General features: G+C 64.0%; 21 protein-coding genes and 1 pseudogene. 3 read left to right on the plus strand and 19 right to left on the minus strand.

Features of this window, described 5'->3' with window-relative positions; translation table 11 throughout:
• Positions 1 to 285: 285 nt before the first annotated feature.
• The 14 genes from MKP05_RS05335 to MKP05_RS05400 all read right to left on the minus strand — a co-directional run bounded on the left by MKP05_RS05335 (position 286) and on the right by MKP05_RS05400 (position 13112).
• The gene (locus MKP05_RS05335) at positions 286 to 2040 is read right to left on the minus strand and encodes a PHA/PHB synthase family protein (protein WP_240567361.1); all 1755 of its coding nucleotides are present in this window, start codon (positions 2038 to 2040) and stop codon (positions 286 to 288) included.
• Entirely contained in the window at positions 2040 to 3059 is a 1020-nt protein-coding gene (locus MKP05_RS05340) for a bifunctional enoyl-CoA hydratase/phosphate acetyltransferase (protein ID WP_240567362.1), read from the minus strand. The genes MKP05_RS05335 and MKP05_RS05340 overlap by 1 nt, the downstream gene beginning before the upstream one ends.
• Positions 3060 to 3267: 208 nt before the next feature.
• Positions 3268 to 3726, minus strand: coding sequence for an ATPase (locus tag MKP05_RS05345; RefSeq protein WP_240567363.1), 459 nt, complete (start codon positions 3724 to 3726; stop codon positions 3268 to 3270).
• Positions 3727 to 3786: 60 nt separating this feature from the next.
• Complete coding sequence (locus MKP05_RS05350; RefSeq protein ID WP_240567364.1) at positions 3787 to 5580, minus strand: DUF3141 domain-containing protein; 1794 nt, start codon at positions 5578 to 5580, stop codon at positions 3787 to 3789.
• 19 nt (positions 5581 to 5599) lie between these two features.
• Positions 5600 to 6181 (minus strand): ubiquinol-cytochrome c reductase iron-sulfur subunit, encoded by a 582-nt coding sequence (gene petA / locus MKP05_RS05355; RefSeq protein WP_240567365.1) that lies wholly within the window; start codon positions 6179 to 6181, stop codon positions 5600 to 5602.
• Positions 6178 to 7368, minus strand: coding sequence for a Na+/H+ antiporter NhaA (gene nhaA / locus MKP05_RS05360; protein ID WP_240567366.1), 1191 nt, complete (start codon positions 7366 to 7368; stop codon positions 6178 to 6180). Before nhaA ends, petA begins: the two co-directional genes overlap by 4 nt.
• Positions 7365 to 8039, minus strand: a complete 675-nt coding sequence (locus MKP05_RS05365; RefSeq protein ID WP_240567367.1) for a methyltransferase family protein — start codon at positions 8037 to 8039, stop codon at positions 7365 to 7367. Before MKP05_RS05365 ends, nhaA begins: the two co-directional genes overlap by 4 nt.
• Positions 8032 to 8211 (minus strand): DUF2933 domain-containing protein, encoded by a 180-nt coding sequence (locus MKP05_RS05370; RefSeq protein ID WP_240567368.1) that lies wholly within the window; start codon positions 8209 to 8211, stop codon positions 8032 to 8034. The genes MKP05_RS05365 and MKP05_RS05370 overlap by 8 nt, the downstream gene beginning before the upstream one ends.
• Positions 8212 to 8270: 59 nt before the next feature.
• Positions 8271 to 10712, minus strand: coding sequence for a copper-transporting P-type ATPase (locus MKP05_RS05375; RefSeq protein ID WP_240567369.1), 2442 nt, complete (start codon positions 10710 to 10712; stop codon positions 8271 to 8273).
• Positions 10713 to 10802: 90 nt separating this feature from the next.
• Positions 10803 to 11057, minus strand: coding sequence for an SHOCT domain-containing protein (locus MKP05_RS05380; RefSeq protein WP_110283549.1), 255 nt, complete (start codon positions 11055 to 11057; stop codon positions 10803 to 10805).
• A gap of 185 nt (positions 11058 to 11242) precedes the next feature.
• On the minus strand, positions 11243 to 11914 hold the full coding sequence (locus MKP05_RS05385) for a methyltransferase family protein (RefSeq protein WP_240567370.1): 672 nt from the start codon (positions 11912 to 11914) through the stop codon (positions 11243 to 11245).
• Between the two features lie 3 nt (positions 11915 to 11917).
• A complete protein-coding gene (locus tag MKP05_RS05390; protein WP_240567371.1) occupies positions 11918 to 12256 on the minus strand; it encodes a DUF5676 family membrane protein in 339 nt (112 codons plus the stop codon).
• Positions 12249 to 12602 (minus strand): YHS domain-containing protein, encoded by a 354-nt coding sequence (locus MKP05_RS05395; protein WP_240567372.1) that lies wholly within the window; start codon positions 12600 to 12602, stop codon positions 12249 to 12251. The genes MKP05_RS05390 and MKP05_RS05395 overlap by 8 nt, the downstream gene beginning before the upstream one ends.
• A 150-nt stretch (positions 12603 to 12752) precedes the next feature.
• Positions 12753 to 13112 (minus strand): hypothetical protein, encoded by a 360-nt coding sequence (locus MKP05_RS05400; RefSeq protein ID WP_240567373.1) that lies wholly within the window; start codon positions 13110 to 13112, stop codon positions 12753 to 12755.
• Between the two features lie 303 nt (positions 13113 to 13415).
• Between MKP05_RS05400 and MKP05_RS05405 the strand changes: the two are divergent.
• Positions 13416 to 13532 (plus strand): annotated as a pseudogene (locus MKP05_RS05405) (prolipoprotein diacylglyceryl transferase family protein); the annotation flags it as partial.
• Between the two features lie 23 nt (positions 13533 to 13555).
• Here MKP05_RS05405 and nqrF read toward each other — a convergent pair.
• The 3 genes from nqrF to MKP05_RS05420 form a co-directional block, all read right to left on the minus strand.
• The gene (nqrF, locus tag MKP05_RS05410) at positions 13556 to 14779 is read right to left on the minus strand and encodes an NADH:ubiquinone reductase (Na(+)-transporting) subunit F (RefSeq protein ID WP_338072338.1); all 1224 of its coding nucleotides are present in this window, start codon (positions 14777 to 14779) and stop codon (positions 13556 to 13558) included.
• Positions 14780 to 14967: 188 nt separating this feature from the next.
• On the minus strand, positions 14968 to 16044 hold the full coding sequence (locus tag MKP05_RS05415; protein ID WP_240567374.1) for a YncE family protein: 1077 nt from the start codon (positions 16042 to 16044) through the stop codon (positions 14968 to 14970).
• A gap of 134 nt (positions 16045 to 16178) precedes the next feature.
• Positions 16179 to 16859, minus strand: a complete 681-nt coding sequence (locus MKP05_RS05420; protein ID WP_240567375.1) for a hypothetical protein — start codon at positions 16857 to 16859, stop codon at positions 16179 to 16181.
• An 879-nt stretch (positions 16860 to 17738) separates the two neighbouring features.
• Here MKP05_RS05420 and MKP05_RS05425 point away from each other — a divergent pair.
• Positions 17739 to 18131: a cation transporter gene (locus MKP05_RS05425; RefSeq protein WP_110283556.1), complete on the plus strand. Its 393-nt coding sequence runs from the start codon at positions 17739 to 17741 to the stop codon at positions 18129 to 18131.
• 201 nt (positions 18132 to 18332) lie between these two features.
• Here MKP05_RS05425 and MKP05_RS05430 read toward each other — a convergent pair whose 3' ends face one another.
• Positions 18333 to 18791, minus strand: coding sequence for an ATPase (locus MKP05_RS05430; RefSeq protein WP_240567376.1), 459 nt, complete (start codon positions 18789 to 18791; stop codon positions 18333 to 18335).
• A 465-nt stretch (positions 18792 to 19256) separates the two neighbouring features.
• Here MKP05_RS05430 and MKP05_RS05435 point away from each other — a divergent pair, with 465 nt between their 5' ends.
• Positions 19257 to 20231 (plus strand): L,D-transpeptidase family protein, encoded by a 975-nt coding sequence (locus MKP05_RS05435; protein ID WP_338072339.1) that lies wholly within the window; start codon positions 19257 to 19259, stop codon positions 20229 to 20231.
• On the opposite strand, the gene MKP05_RS05440 is transcribed toward MKP05_RS05435, so the two are convergent.
• Complete coding sequence (locus MKP05_RS05440) at positions 20221 to 21267, minus strand: fatty acid desaturase (RefSeq protein ID WP_240567378.1); 1047 nt, start codon at positions 21265 to 21267, stop codon at positions 20221 to 20223. The genes MKP05_RS05435 and MKP05_RS05440 overlap by 11 nt on opposite strands.
• Positions 21268 to 21299: the final 32 nt, after the last annotated feature.

Genomic DNA, 21299 nt, shown 5'->3' on the forward strand with positions numbered 1-21299 from the left:
CGAACCGGCCATTTCATCAACCATGAACTGTCGATCCGTGCCGTGGGCGCAGCACGGATCGTCTCGTCGCGCCGACAGCCGGTGGTTGGGACGCAACGGCAGGGACAGGCCAGGGGTGGAGCAGGGGCTTGACCTGCATCAACGCGGTCGGCGTCGTCCCTCGCCATACGGGGTTTATCGGCACGCCGTTGCCGCGTATCGCCGGACCCCATTGGCATGAAGGGCACAGCTTGATGAGGCCGTACGGACCGCAGGGGACCAATAGCAGCGGAGCCTGATTCACGCTCAGCGCTCCAGGACATAACGCCCTGGCGCCTCGTCCAGCACCGGATAGCCTTCGATTGCTCCCGGCTCCCGGGCAGGTACGCGCTCGGTGCTGTGACCTTCCAGCCAGCCCTGCCAGCAGGGCCACCAGGAGCCGTCATGATGCGCCGCCTCGGCCTGCCAGCCGTCGGGGTCCACGAAGGGGTCGTCGCGGCGGATGGTCGAGATCTGGTGGAAGCGGCGGGAATCACCGGGCGGGTTGACGATGCCGGCGTTGTGCCCGCCGCTGGAGAGCACGAAGGTGACGTCCGCCGGCGTCAGCCACTGGACCTTGTAGACCGAGCGCCAGGGGGCGACGTGATCCTTGAGTGTACTGACGGCGAACACGGGGATGTGGATATCGGTCAGGGACACGGGCCGTCCGTCCACCCGGTAGCGCCCGCCGGCGAGGTCGTTGTCGAGGAACAGCCAGCGCAGGTACTCGCTGTGCATGCGCGCCGGCATGCGCGTGCCGTCCGCGTTCCAGGCCATCAGGTCGAACATCGGCGGACGCTCGCCGGCCAGGTAGCTACGCACCATCCTCGACCAGATCAGGTCCTGGGAGCGCAGCAGCTGGAAGGCGCCGGCCATCTGGCGGGTATCCAGGTAGCCCCTGACGGCCATGAGATCCTCGAGGAAACGCACCTGATCCTCGTCGATGAACAGCATCAGTTCGCCGGCCTCGCTGAAATCGGTCTGCGCGGCGAGTAGCGTGAGGCTGGCGAGGCGTTTGTCGCCGTCTCGCCCCATGGCGGCCGCGGCGATGGACAACAGGGTGCCGCCCAGGCAGTAGCCGACCCCGTGGATATGCTGTTCCGGACAGCTGGCCGTCACGGTGTCGAGGGCCGCCATGACGCCCAATCGCCGATAGTCGGCCATGCCCAGGTCCCGCTCCTCGCTGCCCGGGTTCTTCCACGAGATCATGAAGACGGTGTGGCCCCTTTCCACCAGGTAGCGGACCAGGGAGTTCTCCGGGGAGAGGTCGAGGATGTAGTACTTCATGATCCACGCCGGCACGATCAGCACCGGCTCGGCATGGACCTCCTGGGTGGTGGGCGCGTACTGGATCAGTTCGATGAGTCGGTTGCGATAGACCACCTTGCCCGGCGTCACCGCCACGTCCCGGCCGACTCGATACGCCTCGACCCCCACTGGCCCCTCGCCGGCCTGCCGGCGCCGCCAGTCCTCCAGCAGATTGCCGGCACCACGGGCCAGGTTGGCGCCACCCTCGCGCCGCGTCTGCTCCAGCAATTCGGGGTTGGTGACCAGGAAGTTCGACGGCGACCAGACGTCGAGCATTTGCCGAGCACCGAAGTTCACCATCGCCTCATGATGGCGCGAGACGCCCGGTACACCGGTGGTGGCCGCATGCCACCACTGCTGCTGCAGCAGGAAGCCCTGGTAGAGCACGTTGAAGGGCCAGCGCTGCCAGGCCTCGCCGCGGAACCGCTTGTCCTGGGGCAGCGGCTCGATGCAGGGCTCGCACGGCGCCCGGCAAGCTCGCTCGCAGTAGCTGCCGAAACGCTGCCACTTGCGCAGGGCCTTGCCGACAAGCTCGGCCTGCTTGTCGGGCGACGCGGCCAGATGTTGCGCCCAGTCCCACCAGGCCTGCTGGACGGCGGTCGGCGACAGCCCTCCCGTGAACAGACTCATCATGGCGTGCAGGCGCTGGTCGGTGGTTGTCGCCGGTGGGCTCGCTGCCGGCACATCGATGGTGGTTCGGGTCGTGGTGTCCATCAGCGCACCTCCGTGGGGCAGCAGGCCGACTCGGGTTGCGGGGAACAGCAGAAGGTGGATTCCGCTTCGCCAGGGGAGGGCACGGGCAGGCGGATCCCCGCTCGGTACATCAACGCCGCCACGGCCAGTCCGGCCAGGCGCGCCTCGGGAGGGTCGGCCCGGGAGCTCAGTACCACCGGCACCGTCAGCCCCATGACCACCCCGGCCGCCGTGGCGCCGGCATGGTACTCGAGGTTCTTGGCCAACACGTTGCCGGACACCAGATCCGGCATGAGCAGGATGTCGGCTTTCCCCGCCACCGGGGAATCGATGCCCTTTTCGCGGGCCGCACGCTCCGAGATGGCGTTGTCGAAGGCCAGCGGCCCATCGACCTCGGCGCCGGCAATCTGGCCGCGGCGGGCCATCAACGTCAGGCAGGCCGCATCCAGGGTGGAGACGATGGCTGGATTCACCGTTTCCACGGCGGAAATGACCGCGGCGCGAGGCTGCTCGAGCCCGATCATGTGCATCAGCTCGATGGCGTTCTGCAGGATCAGCGCCTTGGCGTCGAGGTCCGGCGCGATGTTCACGGCCGCATCGGTAACGGCCAGCAGGCGTGGGTAGTCGGGCACGTCCACCAGAAAGACGTGGCTGACGCGCCGGCCGGACTGTCGCAGGCCATTGCCCAGCAGAGCATGCAGGAAGGTATCGGTGTGGAGGTGTCCCTTCATCAGCGCTTCCGCGCGTCCGGCCTGCACGAGCTCCACCCCGATACCGGCGGCCTCCACGTCAGAATCGGCCTCGATCATCGCTTGCGGATCGAGGTCCCAGCCGATCGCAGCGGCGGCCCCGACGATCTCGGCGGCGCGGCCGATGAGCACCGGCTCGGCGATGCCCATGCCCGCCGCCTCGCGAAGCGTCTCCAGCACCGCGGCCTGGGCCGAGTTGACGACGGCGACGCGGATCGGGTCACCGCCACGGGCCTGCTGCACCAGGTCATCGAGCGTCGCAAGGGCCACTGGCGTCGCCGTCTTGGTCATGTCATCTCCTGTTGTTGGTTGGTCAGAGTGCGCTGCACGTGCCGGGCGATCATCCGCTCTTCATCGGTGGCCACGGCCTCCACTTCGACTGCCCCTGTGCCGTCGACACCTGGAGCCGGCCTTGTGGCGTGCCGATCCCGCTGGCCGTTCCCCATACCATACGATCGAGGTCCTCCTTCTCCGGGGGCGGAAGATGGTCCCGGTTCATCTAGAGGTCTCGGGCTCGGTTGATCTGATGGGTCAGGCGCATCGCCTCGTGTTCCTCCAGCTTCAAGAGCTCGCGAACGAGCTCACGGGTCTCGGGGATCTCGGCGCGTCCTTCCAGGTAGCGGTACAGCTTGAGGACCTGATCATGCAGCGCAAAGATTGCCTGGCAGATGTCATCGAAGCTCATCTCGGCATAGGGTGAATGACACACCTGGTGCGGGGCGATGGGGGCATGGGACAGGTAATCGTAGACCCAGGTGTGCAGGGCCTTCGGATCGGCCTGCTTCTCGAAGCCGGCCACGGCCTGTTCCAGGATCGCCTCGTGATCCGCAAGATACTCCAGTAACCACTTGGCGCGGGCTTCCTCCTGCCGGGTGGCACAGTGCTTCAGGCACTCTGCCAGATAGGCATGCAGCTGCCGGGTCCACTCGATCAGGTCTTGAAAGGTCTCGATCTTCATCCGATGTTCTCCTTTGATGGGCTACTTGCTCTGCAGGATTTGCTGTGAACCGGCTCGGCCTCAGCTCTGCCTCTTGTCCTCACTCGGCAGCCCCCAGCCGTAGAGGCTGCGAAACCCTATCTCGTACAGGCTGTCGCGGGTGGTGCCGGCAAGGCTCAGTGCCGAGGCAATCGACTCGCTCACGAGGGCTTCCCACTGCCGAAAGGGATTGTCGTCATCGAGCGGCTCCCGTGCGGGTTCTGTCACGTCTGCCAGCCACTTCACGCCGGTCATCCAGGGGGCGAAGCGTTCCGAGAACATCAGCCGGCTGGTACGTGCGGGATGCAGCTGGCGCAGCGTCTCCGCCAGCCAGGGATTGACGGCCAGGCGAACCCAGGGACCGATGAAGGTCTCGTAGAGGGCCACGTTGTGCTCGGAGAGGGCGCGCACCCGGTCGAATGCCGGGGCCTGGTCGGGATACTCCAGGTCCTCCACGCGGCGCTCCTCGAAGCGCACCTGGAACTGGGGCTTGTGGCAGTCGGGGTCGCCGGTGGGGTTGTCGATGCGCATCTCGTAGAGGCCGGGCGCCAGGTCGTTCAGTTCGCCGACATTCTCGAGGATCGCCCGGTGCTCGAGGCGCGCGACCCTGGAGGACACGAAGATGCCCAGGTGGCCCACATGGGTATTGAGCAGGTAGACGATGTGCTGGTCGGCGGCCTTGAGCGCCTCTGTGCTCGGGTAGACCGCGGGGATCCAGTTGAGCGCTTGATGGGGCGGGGTGATGTTGTCACCGCTGGAGGCGAAGATCACCAGTGGATTGCGGATACGCCGGAGATCGACGGTGCAGCCCGGACAGACCTGCAGCTCCCCGCGTTCGAGCTGGTTGCCGACGAAGAGGTTCTCGACGATGGCGGTGATCTCTTCCTTGCTCAGCGCGTAGAAGCCCGTCCACCAGCGCTCGAAGTCGAGGAAGCGTTCGCGCTGGCCGTCGATATCGGCGAATAGCTGGTAGTCCTTCTGCCACAGGGTATTGGCCGGTTTGAGCGATTCGAAGTTGGCGGCCAGGTGGGCGCCATCGAAGCGGCCATCGCCCAGGTCCGCCAACAGGTGCGTCATCCAGGCGCCGCCCAGCAGTCCGCCGGCCAGCCGCATGGGATTGACGCCGGATTCACCCGCCCAGTAGGAGAGAGGCGAGCCGTTGAGCACTGCCGGCCCCACCAGGCCCTCGCAGTCGGCGGAGAGCAGCGCGATGGCCCAGCCCGCCTGGCAGTTGCCGTAGAGCACCGGCGGCTGGCCGGGGTGACGCGCGGCCACCGTCTCGACGAAGCGGCGCAGGACGTGCAGCACGTCGTCCAGGGTCTGGCCGGGCAAGGGTTCCGGGAAGAAGATCACGAAGTAGACCGGGTGGCCCTCGTGGAGGGCCATGCCCACCTCGGAGTCACGCTTGAAGCCGCCGATGCCCGGGCCGTGGCCGGCGCGCGGATCGACGATGACCACCGGCGGCTTGCTGGCATCGAGGCAGTCCTCCAGGCAGTCATCCCCCACGCGTGTGACCCGCAGCAGGGCATAGTTGGCGGGGCGCTCCAGCCGGCGGGCGTCGAGGATCGTCTCGTAGTCGAAGTCGAGCAGCGGCGGCATGCCGGCCCGCTCGTGCTCGAGCATGTTGTTCGCGCGCTCACGCAGCGTGTCCAGGTAGCGCACGCCGCGTCGCCACAGGTCGAGCTGATAGGTGAGCAGCTCCGCTGCCGGGTGGCTCGGGGAGGTGACCGGTCCGGGCTCGGGTGGGTTCACCCGGTCGGTGGCCTCTTGCGGGGCGGTGGATTGGCGCTTGCGCGGAGCGCGGCGAGCCTTGGTGGTCGATGTCTTGGCTGGCATGGGATGTTGCCTCTTATGGTCAGGATGTCGATGGTTCAGGGTCGACGCCGATCTCGATCCGGGTATTGGACAGGAAGCGGTACGGCGGGATTTCCAGATTGGTCGGCGCCGGCACCGCCTTGAACACGCGGCCGGCGAAGCCGAACCGGGAGCCGTGGCACGGGCAGAAGTAGCCGCCCGGCCAGTCGTCGCCGACCGAGCCCGGCTCGGGCCGAAACGAGGGAACGCAGCCGAGGTGGGTACAGATCGCGATGACCACTAGATACACCTCCTTGAGCGAGCGTAGCGGCCCGGTGATATAGGCCGGCTGCTGTGTCGCCACCTTGGCCAGCGGATCACGGAGTCTGTCGGAGTCCGTCAGCGTCGCCAGCCGATCAAGCATCTCCGGGGTGCGGTGCAACACCCAGATGGGCTTTCCGCGCCATTCCACGGTCACCTGCTCCCCCGGCTCCAGCTTGCTGACATCGACCTCTACGGGGGCGCCGGCGGCCCTGGCGCGCGCACTGGGTTGCCAGGAGGCAATGAATGGCACGGCCGTGAATGCCGTCCCGACGCCGCCGATCACCACCGTCGCGCCGACGAGAAAGCGTCTGCGTTTCATGATCGCCTCCTGGATTCGGATTGCGGGGCCGCCGAGTGGGGCAGCGTTACCGCCAATACCGCAGCGCCGACCAGCGCCGCGATAGCCGAGGCGGCCAACACGCCCTGGCGGGCCGCGGTCAGGGCCGCCGGGGTATCGAAGGCGAGCCCGGCGATGAACAGGCTCATGGTGAAACCGATGCCCGCCAGCACGGCCACCCCGTACAGATGGCACCATCGAACACCCGCGGGAAGCCGGGCGAGGCGCAGCCGGATCGCCAGCCAGGCGAGTGAGAAGACTCCCAACTGCTTACCCAGCAAGAGGCCGAGGGCCACTCCGAGGAAGACGTCACTGAAGCCGTCGCCTGCTGCTCGTATCACGATTCCTGCGTTGAAGAAGGCGAATACCGGGACGACCCCGAAGGTGACCCAGCGCCGCAGGTCATGGTAAGTGCGAGCGAGGGGCGAGCCTTCCTGCCGGCCGTCCTGCGTTCTGGCGGGGATGGCCAGGGCGATGGCGACGCCGGCCAGGGTGGCATGGACCCCGGATTTGAGTACCGCCACCCACAGCACCAGCCCCAGCAGCACATAGGGCATGGCGCGCGTGACCCGGAAGCGATTGAGGAGGACGAATCCGGCAAGAGCCGTACCGGCAATCAACAACGCCTCCCCGGCGAGACGCTCGGTATAGAACAGCGCGATGATCGCGATGGCGCCGAGATCGTCGAAGACCGCCAGGGCCATCAGGAACACCCGCAGTGCGGGAGGCACGCGCTCGCCGAACAGCGACAACACCGCCAACGCCAGTACGATGTCGGTGGCAGTGGGCACGGCCCAGCCGTGGGCGGCGATGCCCTCGGTGCCACTGACGAGCAGGTAGACCAGCGCCGGCAGCAGCATGCCACCGGCTGCCGCGATCGCTGGCAGCGCCACCTGCCGGGCCGAGCCAAGCAGGCCACCGAGCATCTCGCGCTTGAGTTCGACGCCCATCAGCAGGAAGAAGAACACCATCAGCCCGTCGTTGATCCACAGGATCAACGGCTTGTCGATGCCCAGGGTGCCGACCTGAACCGACACGGGGGTATGGTGCACCAGTTGGTAGAAGTCGCGCAGTGGCGAGTTGGCGAACATCAGCGCCACGAACATGGCGCCGACGGTCACCAGGCCCGCCGCGCGCTCTTCGGCCCCCTGCTGTGCCAGTGTGGTCATGATTGGCTCCCGACCGGGCGCTGGCCACTGGGGTGAGTGGCTCGTAGACGCGGAATGAATCGCGGCGTGCTGGCCGCGTAGGTCTGCCATTTGTCGCCGAACTGGCGCGCTACCTCGCGCTCTTCGTGGATCGCCAGGCGGGAGTACATCCACACCAATACCGGGAACATGGCCAGGGTCAGCAGGGTGGGCCACTGCAGCAGGAAACCGGCCATCACCAGCACGAAGCCGGCATACTGGGGATGCCGGACATGAGCGTAGAGTCCGGTGGTAGCCAGCTCTCCCCGCCGCTGGGCGGCATAGAGCACCCGCCAACCGGCGGCGATGAGCCAGAAACCCGCGGCGATGAACACCATGCTCAGCAGATGGAACGGCCCGAAGTGCGGGTTGGCCTGCCAGCCGAACAGCATCTCCAGCAGATGCCCCGCATCGTGGCTGAACCAGTCCACTTCCGGGTAGCGCGACTGCAGCCAGCCGGAGATGAAGTAGAGGGTCAGCGGGAAGCCGTACATCTCCGTGAACAGCGCCACCAGGAAGGCGCTGAAGGCCCCGAGCGAGCGCCAGTCGCGGCGCGTCTGCGGCTTGAAGAAGCTGAAGGTAAAGAAGATGAAGATCGCCGAGTTGAGAATGACCAGGCCCCACAGGCCATAGGCGGGTACGTCGTCACTCATCGCGTCCTCCCTTGTGGCCATCATGTCCGCCATGACCCCCGTGTCCTCCATGCATGAACACATGCATCAGCGGACAGGCGAGCAGGATCAGCCAGGGCAGGGCACCGAGCAGGTGCACCTTGTGCTCCCCCCAGAGCAGGAAGCCCATCACCGCCAGGGCGAGCGCTACCATGAGCCAGAAGGTGCCCTTGCTGGGTCCTCGCTCCAGTCACCCCTTTTCGTCATTCATGATCAGATCCTCACCCGGCGCAGGCGCAGCGAATTCATCACCACCGACAGCGAGGATGCGCTCATCGCGAAGGCGGCGAACATCGGCCCGATCAGGATGCCGAGGAACGGATAGAGGATCCCGGCGGCGATCGGTACTCCGGCCCCGTTGTAGACCAGGGCGAAGAACAGGTTCTGCTTGATGTTGCGCATGGTGGCCAGCGACAGCTTGCGGGCCCGGACGATGCCGTCGAGGTTGCCCTTGACCAGCGTGAAGCCGGCGCTTTCGATCGCCACGTCGGCGCCGGTGCCCATGGCGATACCGACATCCGCCTGGGCCAGGGCGGGGGCGTCGTTCACCCCATCGCCGGCCATGGCCACCTTGCGGCCTTGTTCCTGCAATTCACGGATGATGCGGGCCTTGTCCTCGGGCAGCACGTCGGCGCGGATCTCGTCTATACCCAGCCGGCCGGCGACGGCACGGGCGGTACGCTCATTATCGCCGGTGGCCATGATGATGCGAAATCCCAGCCGGTGCAGGGCCTTCAGGGCGTCGGGTGTGGTCTCCTTCACGGGGTCGGCCACGCTGACCAGGCCGGCGATCTGGCCGTCGAGCACGACGAACATCACCGTTTCGCCCTCATCGCGGCGGGCGTTCGCGGTCTCGGAGATCCGGCCGCCGTCGAGGCCCAGCTCGGCCATCAGCTTGGCGTTGCCGAGGGCCACCGACTTGCCGTCCACGACCCCCTTGACGCCCATGCCGGTCACGGCCTCGAAATCGGTGGCATCGGCGAGGGATACGTCGCGTTCCTCGGCGCCGGTGACGATGGCCTCGGCCAGCGGGTGCTCGGAGCCTTTCTCGAGGCTGGCCGCCAGGCGCAACACCTCGGCCTCGTCATGCCCCGCCTCCGGTAGCACCGCCACCAGCTTCGGTTTGCCCTCCGTCAGCGTGCCGGTCTTGTCGACCATCAGCGTATCGACCTTGGCGAAACGCTCCAGTGCCTCGGCATTCTTGATCAGTACCCCCAGCTGGGCGCCGCGCCCGGTGGCCGTCATGATCGACATCGGCGTGGCCAGGCCCAGTGCACAGGGACAGGCGATGATCAGCACCGCTACCGCCGAGACCAGCGCATAGGACAGCGCCGGCGCCGGGCCCCAGATCGCCCAGGCGATGAAGGAGAGAATGGCGACACCAATGACCGCGGGGACAAACGTGCCCGCCACCTTGTCGGCGAATTTCTGGATCGGCGCGCGCGAGCGCTGAGCGGCAGCCACCATCTCGACGATCTGGCTGAGCATGGTATCGGCACCGACGCGGGTGGCCTCCATGATCAGGCTGCCTGTGCCGTTGATCGTGGCCCCCGTGACCTTGTCACCTTCGACTTTTTCCACCGGCACCGGCTCACCGGAAATCATCGACTCGTCGATCGAGGAGCGCCCCTCGACGACCACACCGTCTACCGGCACCTTGTCTCCGGGCCGCACCCGCAGGTGATCGCCCACCTGCACGTCTTCCAGCGCCACCTCCTCTTCGCTGCCGTCGGGCCGGATCAGCCGAGCAGTCTTGGCGGCCATGTCGAGCAGTGCCCGGATCGCCTTGCCGGTGCCCTCGCGGGCGCGCAACTCCATCACCTGGCCCAGCAGGACCAGGGTCACGATCACCGCCGCGGCCTCGAAATAGACACCGACGGTACCGTCTTCCCGGCGGAAACCCTCGGGGAAGATGCCGGGTACCAGCACCGCGACGATCGAGAAGAGATAGGCCGCGCCGACCCCCATCCCGATCAGGCTGAACATGTTGAGGTTCAGGGTGCGGAAGGAATTAACGCCGCGCACGAAGAACGGCCAGCCGGACCACAGGATCACCGGCGTGCTGAGCGCGAACTCGATCCACATCGCGCTTCGCTCGCCGAAGAAGTCGCGAATGGCCGCAAGGCCCAGGTAAGGGCTCATTGTCAGTATCAGGACCGGAAGCGTGAGCACGGCCGCGACCCAGAAACGTCGGGTAAAGTCGACCAGCTCGGGATTCGGCCCTTCATCGCCGACCGCCGCCGATTCCAGCTCCAACCCCATACCGCACAGTGGGCAGGCACCGGGGGTGGTCTGGCGCACTTCGGGATGCATGGGGCAGGTGTAGACGGCGCCGGTATGTCCGGCCGGCACCTTGTCGTACTTGCCGCCACGCACCGGTTCGCTTCCCGCATGGTCGGTGGCATCTCCGTGGCACTGGGCATGCTTGCCATGATCGGAAGGCGCCTGAGCGTCGTCGCTTCCCACGGGCAAGAGGTACATGCCGCACTTCGGGCAGTCACCCGGCTGGTCGGAGACGACCTCGGGATGCATCGGGCAGGTGTATTGGGAAGCCGAAGCCTTGTGATCGGTGCCTTTCATGGCGCCGGCATCTGTGCCTTCCTTCAGCCTACCGTGATGCGAGTGCTCGCGTCGCTTGATGTGCTGCTGAGTCATGAAGCCGTCTCCATTACCTTCGTTGGCTGGTGGTATCTCAGGGTGTTCCTTCCCGCGAGTGAGGGACGCCATGGTGCCTGTGCAGCGTCGTCAATGCCGCAGATCGCGCCTGCGTTGCTCGTATTCCTGCTGGTCGATCTCGCCGCGGGCGTAACGTTCTTGCAGAATGTCCAGTGCCGTTGGCCGCTGTTGAGAAATGGCCTCGCCCCGGCCTCGGGTCAGGCCACGCACCAGGAGAACGGCCAAGGCAATGACGGCGCCCCAGAACAACACCATCATGAGCCCGCCGAAGAGCATATGCCCCCAGCCGTAACTCCCCATATACGCCATCATGTCGCCCCACATGGTCGGATCTCCTTTCATGTTGAATTGAATTATCCTGCCCTGATGACAGGGTAAAACCTGCGGGTAACCCAAGGGTCAAGATAAGATAGAGCTGAAAGCATGCGGCTCGTGATCCCGGTCAACTTTCGGCATCTTCGGTGGAATGGAATCAACGCCCCACGCATGCCTTGATGTGTGAATCCATGTTAGTGAAACCCCGGCTCATCGTGCGTATTGCGTGAAGTATCCGCTAGCTTCCGCCACTGCCCCCAGCGAGGAATAAACATCGGTACTCGCCGCTGATAGGCGCGATAGGCGTCACCGAACCGGGCCAGCATCTGCTGTTCCTCGCGGTGGGCCAGCCAAGCATAGGCAAGCACGACCACCGGAAACAGGCCGACCGAGAATAGCGTCGGCCAATGCACTACGCCTTCGCCGAACAAGGCGATGAACAAACCTGTGTACTGCGGATGCCGTACCAGGGCATATAGTCCGCCGGTCACCAGGCGGCCCTCGCGCCGTGCCTTGTACACTTGCCGCCAGCCCTGGATAAAGATGCCGATGCCGGTAAACGCGAGCCCGTAGCCAAGCAGCATGGAGACAAGCATGCCGGTTTCTCCCAGCCCCACCAGCGTCGACCAGAGACTGGCGCTGACAGACTCGCTATCCAGACCGAAGAAACGCACCAACAGATAGATGGTGAGCGGAAAGCCATACATCTCGGCGTAAAGCGCGATGATAAAGGCCTGCACCGCGCCGGCACCGGCCCATTCGCGCCAGTTCATCGGTGCGAAATAGCGATAGAAGAACCAGGACACCAAGACGACGACGATCAGTGCGAGGCCCCAGCCCCCGGTATGATTGATGGTTTCGTTCATGGCCTATGCTCTACTGTGCCGGTTGAGGCGTGTGACAAAGAAGTTGTAGAGCGGGCCAAAGACCAAGGCGACGTACCAGCCGTAGCCGAAGCTTTCAGCCAGGCCCAGGAAAAAACTTGGCCAGCTCAGCCAGGTGAAGCCAGGCAGCAGGCGCAGCCAACTCTCATACATCGCTTGGTCGGGAAACAGCAGGTCGAAGCCGACGCATAGGATGAAGGTCACTGCCAGAAACAGCCCCAGGCTCATCCCGAGCGCGATCACGGGAATCCGTGGCGTGGCCTGAACCGGCAAGCGGGTTCCGTAACGCGGCTTGGTTGTCGACGGAACATCGGCATCAGGCATCTTCGTTCTCCGGTTGGGTAGGCAAGGCCTTTGCTGCAGGTGCGAGATACTGTTCGGGCGCGGCCTCGAAGCGCTCCCGGCAGTCACGAGAGCAGAAGTAAAAGACGTGGCCATCGTGGACGCTCGGCTTGGCCCTTTCGGTTCTGACGGTCTTGCCGCAGACGGGATCGACGTCCTCGGCTGGCGGAATCCACTTCAGCCCCTCGGTGGCGTGTGGATCCTCTGGACTATCGTCGCCATGCTTGCTCCTGCCATGGCGGTGCCCCATGACGTGGGCTCCACAGCCAAAGCGCATCATCAAGAAGAGGATCGCTGCCCAAAGCAGGAAGTAAAACAGTGCGTTCATAAATGCCTCATCGTGACTTCCGCTAAGTCGTGCCCCACACCGAGCCCGCGGGCGTGCTTGCGAATGTTCATGTTTTTCTCTTGGCGGGGCACGGGTTCCTCCCGCGCGTCGACGTCTGGAATCGTGCGGGGCTAGGGAAACGGGGATGACTTAGACCCTGTAGCGTTGAGTCAAAAGGTAGACTGCAACCGGCGATGGGGCGGGAAGGGCACGTGGCGTGCCGCAGGCGGTGACAAGCCGAGGTGCCATGACGGGGGTTGCCATGCTCAAGGGAAGGGGCTCGAACTCGAGGTCCGGGCGTTCCTGGCGCAACAGGGCGCTGCCGGCATGGCGAGTGCCATGGCCATGGTGACAGTGCGGCCGAGGACGTTCCGCGTCGATGCGTTCGGCGTTCGAGTGCGTGTCCGAGTGAAGCTCGATGCCAACCTGGCCAGACGCGGTGGAGGAGGGCACATCCGCCTTCGTGGCGGCAATGAAGAGCAGCAGCACCATGCCCAGCAGGATGACCATCCCAAGGCGAGGCCACGCGGAGGCAGGCCGCGTGGAATGCTTGGGAAAGGGGGCATGCCTAGCCATGCGGCAGGGCTCCTGTGGAAGGATGTACCCCTCACCATAGCCCAGAATCGGACCATGACCATTGACCCATATCAAGTCAATGCTGCGCTGAAAACCTCGGTGTGGCTCTGAGGTTGCCCGCGGCGAAGCGAAATACTCCTGCCGAGATATATGCTTTTCCGGAAAAAGGCGGTGCCGATGCCCCGTCTTGTCATGGCCTGGCTGCTGGGTATCGGCCTGTGCCGTCTACAGGTCGAAGCCCGACTGTTTGCCCGCAAGCGCCTCGGTTTCTTCCTGCTGACCGACTTCACAGCCTCCCGTTCGCCGATCGTTCCGGGAGCTGGTCGCCTCGGCAACTTCATCAATCATGAACTGCAGGTCGGGGCCAGCACGCATGTTTAGCCGAATTTATCAAATAGTATGTTCTCCGGTTCTACGCCCAGGTCTGTCAACATCAGCACGCAGGCATCGATCATTGCTGGCGGTCCACACAGGTAGTACTCAATATCCTCAGGGGCAGGGTGATTTGCCAGATACCGTTCCCGGACTACCTCATGGATGAAGCCGCGTGCCCCTTGCCAGTTATCTGCCGGCTGTGGGTCAGAAAGGGCTAAAATCCACTGGAAATTCACATGCTCAGCAGCCAGGCGGTCAAAATCCTCTACGTAGAAGGCTTCCTGAAGGCTTCTGGCACCGTACCAGAAACTGATCCGTCTACTGGTATGCAAACGCTCAAGCTGATCGAAGATATGAGAGCGCATAGGGGCCATCCCCGCTCCACCACCAACAAACACCATCTCGGCATCGCTTTCGCGGGCAAAAAACTCACCGTACGGGCCACTTACAGTCATGGAGTCGCCAGCCTTGAGACTGAACAAATAGGAAGAAACGGTCCCCGGCGGTGCTTTCGGATGTGAAGGCGGTGGGAGCTCGATGCGCACATTGAGAATCAAGATGCCTTTTTCCAAAGGATAATTTGCCAAGGAGTAAGCCCGCTCTGTGCCTTCTTTCACGTGAGAGGAGTATTGCCACAGGTCAAGTTTATTCCACGGTTCCTGAAATCGCGGATCAATGTCAAAATCTGCGTAGTGAAGCTTGTGGGGCGGACACTGTACGATGACGTAGCCACCTGCGCGGAAGGGAAGCGATTCGCCATCAGAAAGTTCCAGAACCACTTCCTTGATAAAAGTGGCCACGCTACGGCTGGAGAGAACCCGGCATTTCCACTGTCGAACGCTGAAGTATTCAGCTGGCAACTCGACGGCCATGTCCGACTTGACCTTGACTTGACAAGCCAGTCGGATCCCCTTGCGTCTTTCGGCCAGCGTTACCAAGGACAACTCGCTCGGCAGGGGAGAGCCAGCGCCCTTGCGTATGCAGACTTTGCAAGTTCCGCAGATACCCCGTCCACCGCAGCTCGCTGGAAGGTATATTTCTTGATTTGCCAAGGTATCCAGTAGCGTTCTTCCTGGCTCGATGACCAAGGGGTGAGAGGTGTCACCGTTGAGAAACAGGTTTATCTGACCAGTAGCGACCATCCACTTCCTGGCGACGAGTAACGCTGCAACCAACAGCATCACAACACCTGTGAACGTTACGATGCCGGCTAGAATCTCGGTCACGTCCTCTCTCCAAGAATTGCTAAGGATGAGTGAATGATATTTCACTTTTCAAGGAGGATATCTGCTTTTCCTGGAGCGTGAACTATCTACCAGTTGCATGGTCACCTCCTGTCACATGCTTCCCTTTGGTGAGCCTTCGCCCTACAGCCTCCCGGGAATGGGCGATTTGATAATCGCCTGTTGCTGGTTCACCTAGAACCCGAAGGCTCGAGAGATATCTGGTGACCGATGCCTCCCAGTTCCACGGTCTGCAACACCTCGAGGGAATCCGGGTCGACGATCCACAGGTGGGGTTCTACGCGGCTGGTGACCAGAACTCGGCCATCGGTGGGCGCCACGGCGAGATGGTAAGGGGCCGGAGACAGCTCGGCGCTATGTCGTGTGCCGTCCTTGAGGGAGATCCTGACGATGCGATTATCGCCTTGACTCGTCGCATAGAGCCTCTGGCCATCCGGACTCAGGTCGATGCCGTGAGGCGCCGTGCCGATCTCATATTCTTCTGCCACACTCCCGGTCGGGAGATTCAGCGCCAGGGTTCTCCCTCCGGTATTATCGTTAACGTACAGGCGGTCGCCGTCCTTCGAGAGCACCATGTGCTCCGGGCTGCCGCCGACGCGCATGTTGCGCCGCACGAACCAGTGCAGGGGGTCGACCTCGCTGATGGTGCCGTTACCCGCATTGCTGACCAGTATCGAGCCCTTGTCATGCTGAACCAGGTAGTTCGGGTTCGGCCCCGTGGGTACCGAGGCGATCACCTGGCCGCTTTCCAGCGACACCACGCTGATGCCTCCGCCGGTGGGATGGGTCGAGACGGCATGGCGTCCATCCTGCGTGACCAGCACATGATGCACGGGCCCTGGCACCTCCAGGGTCCTGATGATGCGGCTCGTGGCGGTGTCGGCGACGTAAAGCAGGCCGGTGCTCGCTTCCTCCATGGAAGCCGTGCTGGCATCGCCATGATGGGCCGCGTGCTCGTCTTCCGTCACGCCCTCGGGGCGCGCGATCTCGCTACCGGCTTCCTGAGGGGTGAGACTGCCAAGGATGAGCTGCTGACCGTCGGGAGTGAGCGCGGAGCCGTGTGTGTTGATCGTATCGGTCACGGTCGATATCACCTCCTGACGGCCCAGGTCGATGATATCTACTGCATCTGCGGTCCCCATCGGCACGAATGCTCGGTCGCTGGCCGCCATGGCGGCAGTCGAGGCTCCGAGGGCGACGCCGGCCATGAGACAAGCCAGCCACGGTCTCTGCAGAGAGTTCTTCATGAGAGGCATTTCCTAGGTGTTGAGGCCCCGGAGGGGCGTGGGCGACCGCCTGCGGGAGGTCGGGATGTCATGGAAGACGTCGATGAGACCGTCATCGACCACGGACCAGTCAACACATGGCTCATGATCCAGGGCTAGTGATCATCCGTGGTCTCCCCCTCGTGATGGCCACCGGACATGTGGCCGCCCATGGCCTCTCGCGCTTCGCCATGGGTGTGCACGCGAGAGGCCTCGCTCGACTGGAGTTGATGGGGGTGGCGCATGTTCAGCGCCTCCGGAGGCTCGAGCGTGACCCGGATGAAGGGACTCCCCACCGCCTGATGACAGGCATTGCAGACCTGAACCGTCTGCTCCAGGGCCTGGCCGAACGCTTCCTGGTCACGATGCTCGATGAGTTCCGCGAGCTTGTTCAGTGGTCCCGACAGGTAGCTGTCGAGCAGAGCACCGTTCTGCGGATCGAAGCGCTTCACTCGGTCGGTGATCTGTCGCATCGTCAATAATTCGTGATTGGCCACGGCCCAGTCGCCAGCGTCTCCGGCTCGATGCATGACATGAAAGCGTTCGGCAAAATCCGGCATGATCATGGTCATGTCGGGCTGCAGAGCCTCCAGGCTCGTCTCGACCCTGGCCAGTTCCTCCTCGAGAGTGGCGACTCGCTGCTCGAGGGACTGTGGCTCGGAAGGCGCCGTCGATGATGTCGCACTCTCCGCCTGGGGAACGGAATCGTGCTCGTCGTTCGCCACGGTGGTCGGGGGGACGACCAGCATCACCAGGAGCGTGGCCATCCTGAGCGGATGGCACCGATCGTTCGTCATTGTCTTGTCCTCCCCGGTTGCGATGTCCAAGCACTGGCCCGTCGTATTTGCGGGCTACGAGCGTCTGCAGTGAGCCCAAGCGCGCGGATGTTCGGCCTATCATCGATCGCATCGCTGGTAGGGCTCGTCGGACCGGAGGCTCAGGGACGCAGGCGCTGCGTCAAGAGGAAGAGAGGAAGGGGGGCAGAACGGGCTGGACGAGACGGCTTGCCGGCTGCCGCCGTGATCAGGCGGGCGCAGGGGGCCGCGAAGCCGATGGCGGGACCACTATCGCCTTGGGGATCCTGGCGCTTGCCATGGGCCAGCCCCCAGGCTGACGAGACACGGCCTTCATCGTGCTGACAGTGATGGTCGTTCCACTCCAACAAAAAGGCCACGGTCGTGGCGGAGACGCCGTTCCGGCTGGCGCTGGCTTGCCCAGTCTGCTCCATGGCAGCCAGGGAGTGTCCGCTCAGCAGCAAGGCAACCACCACTACCAGCCCCACCAGCGCGGGCCTGACCCAATTCAAGGTCAGGAGAGGCGGAACACGGGGCGATGACGGTCGCTGAAACATGGAAGGTGATTCCTGGAGCAGTAACAAGATTCTATCCTCAACCATAGACCACTGGCATGACCTCCCGCTTGATCCCCGTCAATCCAGTGGCTTCGGCCCCTTCCCTCATTCCCATGCCATCCGATAAGGGCACAGATCCCATCGCCGATTTGAGGAAAGTGAGCGACGTGACCTGTGTCAAGGCAGGCATCGTTGACCGCCCTTATAGTGAAGGAACGTCCATGCGTTCCCGCGGAGACACTCGCTTTCATGACCGCCATCCGGGGCCGTCGGGTGTCGAGGTGTTCCAGAATCGTATGGCCTGGTATCGAAGGGAGGAAGTGACATGAAGGATGAGCATCGCTTGGGGGTTTCCGAAGTGACCTGTGTCAGCAGGCATCTGAAGCTGGAACCCTGTGATCACGAGCAGCTTCAAGCGGCCATCGGCGAGATCGATGGGCTCTATGGCATCGACCGGGTGACGTTCGATGACAAGAAACACACCCTCGATCTCGCCTACGACGCCTCACGTCTTTGTCTCGACTGCATCGAGGAAATCCTGACGGAGCATGGTGTCAAGATCTGCCATGACTGGTGGACGCGTTTCAAGGAAGAGCATTACCGTTTCGTTGATCAGAACATCCAGGATAATGCCCGCCATGAGCCTTGGAGCTGTCATGGCAGGCCATCCGGGACTGGAGGGCGAACACTTCCTGCCAGGCATCGGCTTCGGCGTTGAGCCCGCAAAGGTGGGTCGCTGTCACCGTGTCTCACTGGCGCCTGAAAATAGCCGTATCCAGGGCCCCACAAAGGTTTCATAGAAGGTCACGTGGTGTGCAGACAGTGCACACACTCGCTCGAACGCCGGTGTCTGGTCCGCGTATACCAGTTCATCTGGCGACGTCCGAACCGTCGCCGAGCTGGAACGCTCATGAGTCATTCAGAGATCCCTGGAGCGGTTGGTCTGGTGGACCAGGCGCATCGCTTCATGCTCTTCCAGTTTCAGGAGCTCACCGATCAACGCGCGCGTCTCGGGAATCTCGGTACGGCCTTCGAGATAGCGGTAGAAACCGATGACCTGCTCGTGGAGGTCGAAGATCTCCTGACATATCTCGTCGAAGCTCATCTTTGCGTAGGGTTCGGTGCATGTCTTGTGCGGTTTGATGGGGGCATATGACTGGTAGTCGTAGAGCCAGGTGTTCAATGCCTTGGGATCGGCCTGCTTCTCGAAACCGGCCACGACTGTTTCCAGCGCCGCTTCATGATCCGACAGATAGCCCAGCAGCCACTTGGCACGCTCTTCTTCATGCTGTGAAGCGCAATGTTTCAGGCACTGTGCCAGATGCTCATGTAACGCCCGTGTCCACTCGACCACGTCATGAAAGGTTGTAATGTTCATGATTCACTCTCGCTTTGTTGAACAAGGGGAAGGGACTCGAGCCGGCGCCATGCCCGGATCGAAGGGGGAGCGGAGTTCGGCGCCGCCTCGTGACGCCTGCTGCTGCATGAGGCATGGGCCCTCGTGACGAGGCGATAGGTGTTTCAGCATAGCCCGCTGGCGCCGAACGAGACTTGATCCGCATCAAGACCCCCTGCGCTTGCGGTCTGCTGGTCGTGGCGGCGGTGCTGTGACCGCCGGCCGACCGGGTTCGGCGTAAGGCATGAGGGGCGTCTGTGACAAAACCCAACAGTGTTCCTGCTCATGATGGGCGCGCTCCCGGTACACTGGTGCATGATGATCGTGCCGAGGTTGCGAGGACCGCGGCAGCATGGAAGAGGCGAGAGTATGGCAATAGCGAGCTGTAACCCTGGTGTGTCGGGGCAAGCCCCGCGGTGGTTGAGGCGGACCCTGGGAGGGCTGCTGGTGGCCAGCGGCCTGCTTTTCTCGGTCGTGACCCTGGCCGAGGAAGCGACCGAGTGGCCCAAGGGGCATTACCCGCTGCCCGATGACGGCGATGTGATCGGTGAGGTCTACACCGTCGAGACCCGCGAGGACGAGACGCTGCTCGACGTGGCCCGCGAGCACAACGTGGGCTACGAGGAGATCCGCCGGGCCAATCCCGATGTCAGCATCTGGGTGCCGGGCGAGGGCACCGAGGTGGTGATCCCGGCGCGTCGTATCCTGCCGCCGGTGGCGCGCGAGGGCATCGTGATCAACATCGCCGAGCTGCGGCTCTACTATTATCCCGAGGTGGGCGAGGGCGAGACGCCGCGGGTCGAGACCTACCCCATCGGCATCGGCCGCGAGGGCTACAACACCCCGCTGGGGGTGACCAAGACCACCATGCGCCTCGAGGATCCGGCCTGGTATCCGCCCAGCTCGATGCGCGAAGAGGCCGCCGAGCGTGGCGACCCGCCCCCCGAGGTGGTGCCCCCCGGCCCCGACAACCCCCTGGGCCGCCACGCCATCCTGCTCGACATCCCCGGCTACCTGATCCACGGCACCAACCAGCCCGATGGCATCGGCATGCGCGCCAGCCGCGGCTGCATCCGCATGTTCCCGGAGGACATCGAGTCGGTGTTCGATCGGGTCCCGGAGGGCACCCGAGTCAACATCATCGACCAGCCGATCAAGGCCGGCTGGGAGGGCGACACGCCCTATGTGCAGGTCTACCAGGCCCTCGAGGAGCAGGAGGAGGGCATGGCGGCGCTGCTCGAGACCCTGGCACTGCTGGAGCGCAACAGCAGCGAGGCCAGCGTGGCACTGAACTACGAACAGCTGCGCCAGCTGCTGGATAACCCCGACGGCCAGGTCGAGGCCCTGGAGCCGCCCCCCGAACCCGAGAAGGCGCCCGCCGCCGACAGCGGCAACGGCTTCCTCGACGAGGTCACGGTTTAGGAGCCCGGTCGGTGGCCGCCCCGTGCGCCTCGGCAAAGGAGACCAGGCGACGCTGCTCCTCATCCCACAGCACAAGCCGCACCGACTCGAGGCTTTGCCGCGGGGTGAGGCGGCCGATATGGCGCAGTTCGGGATGGTCGCGCAGCACTTCGGACAGCCGGTAGGAGGGGATGCGGCTGCAGAGATGATGGACATGGTGGATCCCGATATTGGCGGTGAACCAGCGCAGGGGGCCCGGCAGGTCATAGTGGGAACTGCCGTACAGCGCCGCCTCGTGGAACGTCCAGTCGTCGTCGTGCTCCCACAGGGTGTCCTCGAACTGGTGCTGGACATAGAACAGCCAGACGCCGATCGATGAGGCGAGAAGCGTGATGGGCAGTTGCACGAGCAGAAAGGGGTTCACGCCGACCAGCCAGATCATGGTGGTGACGAGAAGCGCGAGCGCCGCGTTGGTGCTCATGGTGCTCAGCCAGGGCATCCAGCCCGCGCGCATGAAACCCACTGGCAGGCGATGGTCCAGGATGAACAGGTACGTCGGGCCGACACCGAACAGCACCAGCGGGTGCCGGTACAAGCGATAGAGTAGCTGCTGCGTTCGCGGCAAGCCCCGGAACTCGCGCACGGTCAGGGTGTCGATGCCGCCGACGCGCGGGCGATCGAGATTGCCGGAGTTGGCATGATGGAGGACATGGCTGTGTCGCCAGAGATCGTAGGGCGTCAGGGTCAAGATGCCGATGGCTCGGCCGACCCAGTCATTGGCACGTCGGGAACGAAAGAATGACCCGTGGCTGCAGTCGTGCTGGATCATGAACAAGCGCACGAGAAACCCCGCGGCGGGCACGGCGAGCAACAGGCCAAGCCAGTGGCCGGCGCTCAGGGTGCCCCACATCAGTATCCAGAGGGCGGCGAAGGGGACCACCGTGACCATGAGTTCCACGACGCTGCGCGCCAGGCGCGGCGTGCGGTACTCGCCCAGGGCGCGCTTCAATGCCCGTGGCTCGGCGGTGATGTCGATAGTCGGCGCTTGGGGTTCCATGAGCTATAGGTTGGCGTCCGGCACGCACGATG

Source organism: Halomonas flagellata (assembly GCF_022487945.1).
In the GTDB taxonomy this organism is placed as follows: Bacteria; Pseudomonadota; Gammaproteobacteria; order Pseudomonadales; family Halomonadaceae; genus Halomonas; species Halomonas flagellata.

Coding starts and splice junctions, on each gene's coding strand:
- MKP05_RS05335 (WP_240567361.1), bottom strand. CDS start 2,040: ATGGACACCACGACCCGAACCACCATCGATGTGCCGGCAGCGAGCCCA.
- MKP05_RS05340 (WP_240567362.1), bottom strand. CDS start 3,059: ATGACCAAGACGGCGACGCCAGTGGCCCTTGCGACGCTCGATGACCTG.
- MKP05_RS05345 (WP_240567363.1), bottom strand. CDS start 3,726: ATGAAGATCGAGACCTTTCAAGACCTGATCGAGTGGACCCGGCAGCTG.
- MKP05_RS05350 (WP_240567364.1), bottom strand. CDS start 5,580: ATGCCAGCCAAGACATCGACCACCAAGGCTCGCCGCGCTCCGCGCAAG.
- petA (WP_240567365.1), bottom strand. CDS start 6,181: ATGAAACGCAGACGCTTTCTCGTCGGCGCGACGGTGGTGATCGGCGGC.
- nhaA (WP_240567366.1), bottom strand. CDS start 7,368: ATGACCACACTGGCACAGCAGGGGGCCGAAGAGCGCGCGGCGGGCCTG.
- MKP05_RS05365 (WP_240567367.1), bottom strand. CDS start 8,039: ATGAGTGACGACGTACCCGCCTATGGCCTGTGGGGCCTGGTCATTCTC.
- MKP05_RS05370 (WP_240567368.1), bottom strand. CDS start 8,211: ATGGTAGCGCTCGCCCTGGCGGTGATGGGCTTCCTGCTCTGGGGGGAG.
- MKP05_RS05375 (WP_240567369.1), bottom strand. CDS start 10,712: ATGACTCAGCAGCACATCAAGCGACGCGAGCACTCGCATCACGGTAGG.
- MKP05_RS05380 (WP_110283549.1), bottom strand. CDS start 11,057: ATGTGGGGCGACATGATGGCGTATATGGGGAGTTACGGCTGGGGGCAT.
- MKP05_RS05385 (WP_240567370.1), bottom strand. CDS start 11,914: ATGAACGAAACCATCAATCATACCGGGGGCTGGGGCCTCGCACTGATC.
- MKP05_RS05390 (WP_240567371.1), bottom strand. CDS start 12,256: ATGCCTGATGCCGATGTTCCGTCGACAACCAAGCCGCGTTACGGAACC.
- MKP05_RS05395 (WP_240567372.1), bottom strand. CDS start 12,602: ATGAACGCACTGTTTTACTTCCTGCTTTGGGCAGCGATCCTCTTCTTG.
- MKP05_RS05400 (WP_240567373.1), bottom strand. CDS start 13,112: ATGGTCATCCTGCTGGGCATGGTGCTGCTGCTCTTCATTGCCGCCACG.
- MKP05_RS05415 (WP_240567374.1), bottom strand. CDS start 16,044: ATGAAGAACTCTCTGCAGAGACCGTGGCTGGCTTGTCTCATGGCCGGC.
- MKP05_RS05420 (WP_240567375.1), bottom strand. CDS start 16,859: ATGACGAACGATCGGTGCCATCCGCTCAGGATGGCCACGCTCCTGGTG.
- MKP05_RS05425 (WP_110283556.1), top strand. CDS start 17,739: ATGAAGGATGAGCATCGCTTGGGGGTTTCCGAAGTGACCTGTGTCAGC.
- MKP05_RS05430 (WP_240567376.1), bottom strand. CDS start 18,791: ATGAACATTACAACCTTTCATGACGTGGTCGAGTGGACACGGGCGTTA.
- MKP05_RS05440 (WP_240567378.1), bottom strand. CDS start 21,267: ATGGAACCCCAAGCGCCGACTATCGACATCACCGCCGAGCCACGGGCA.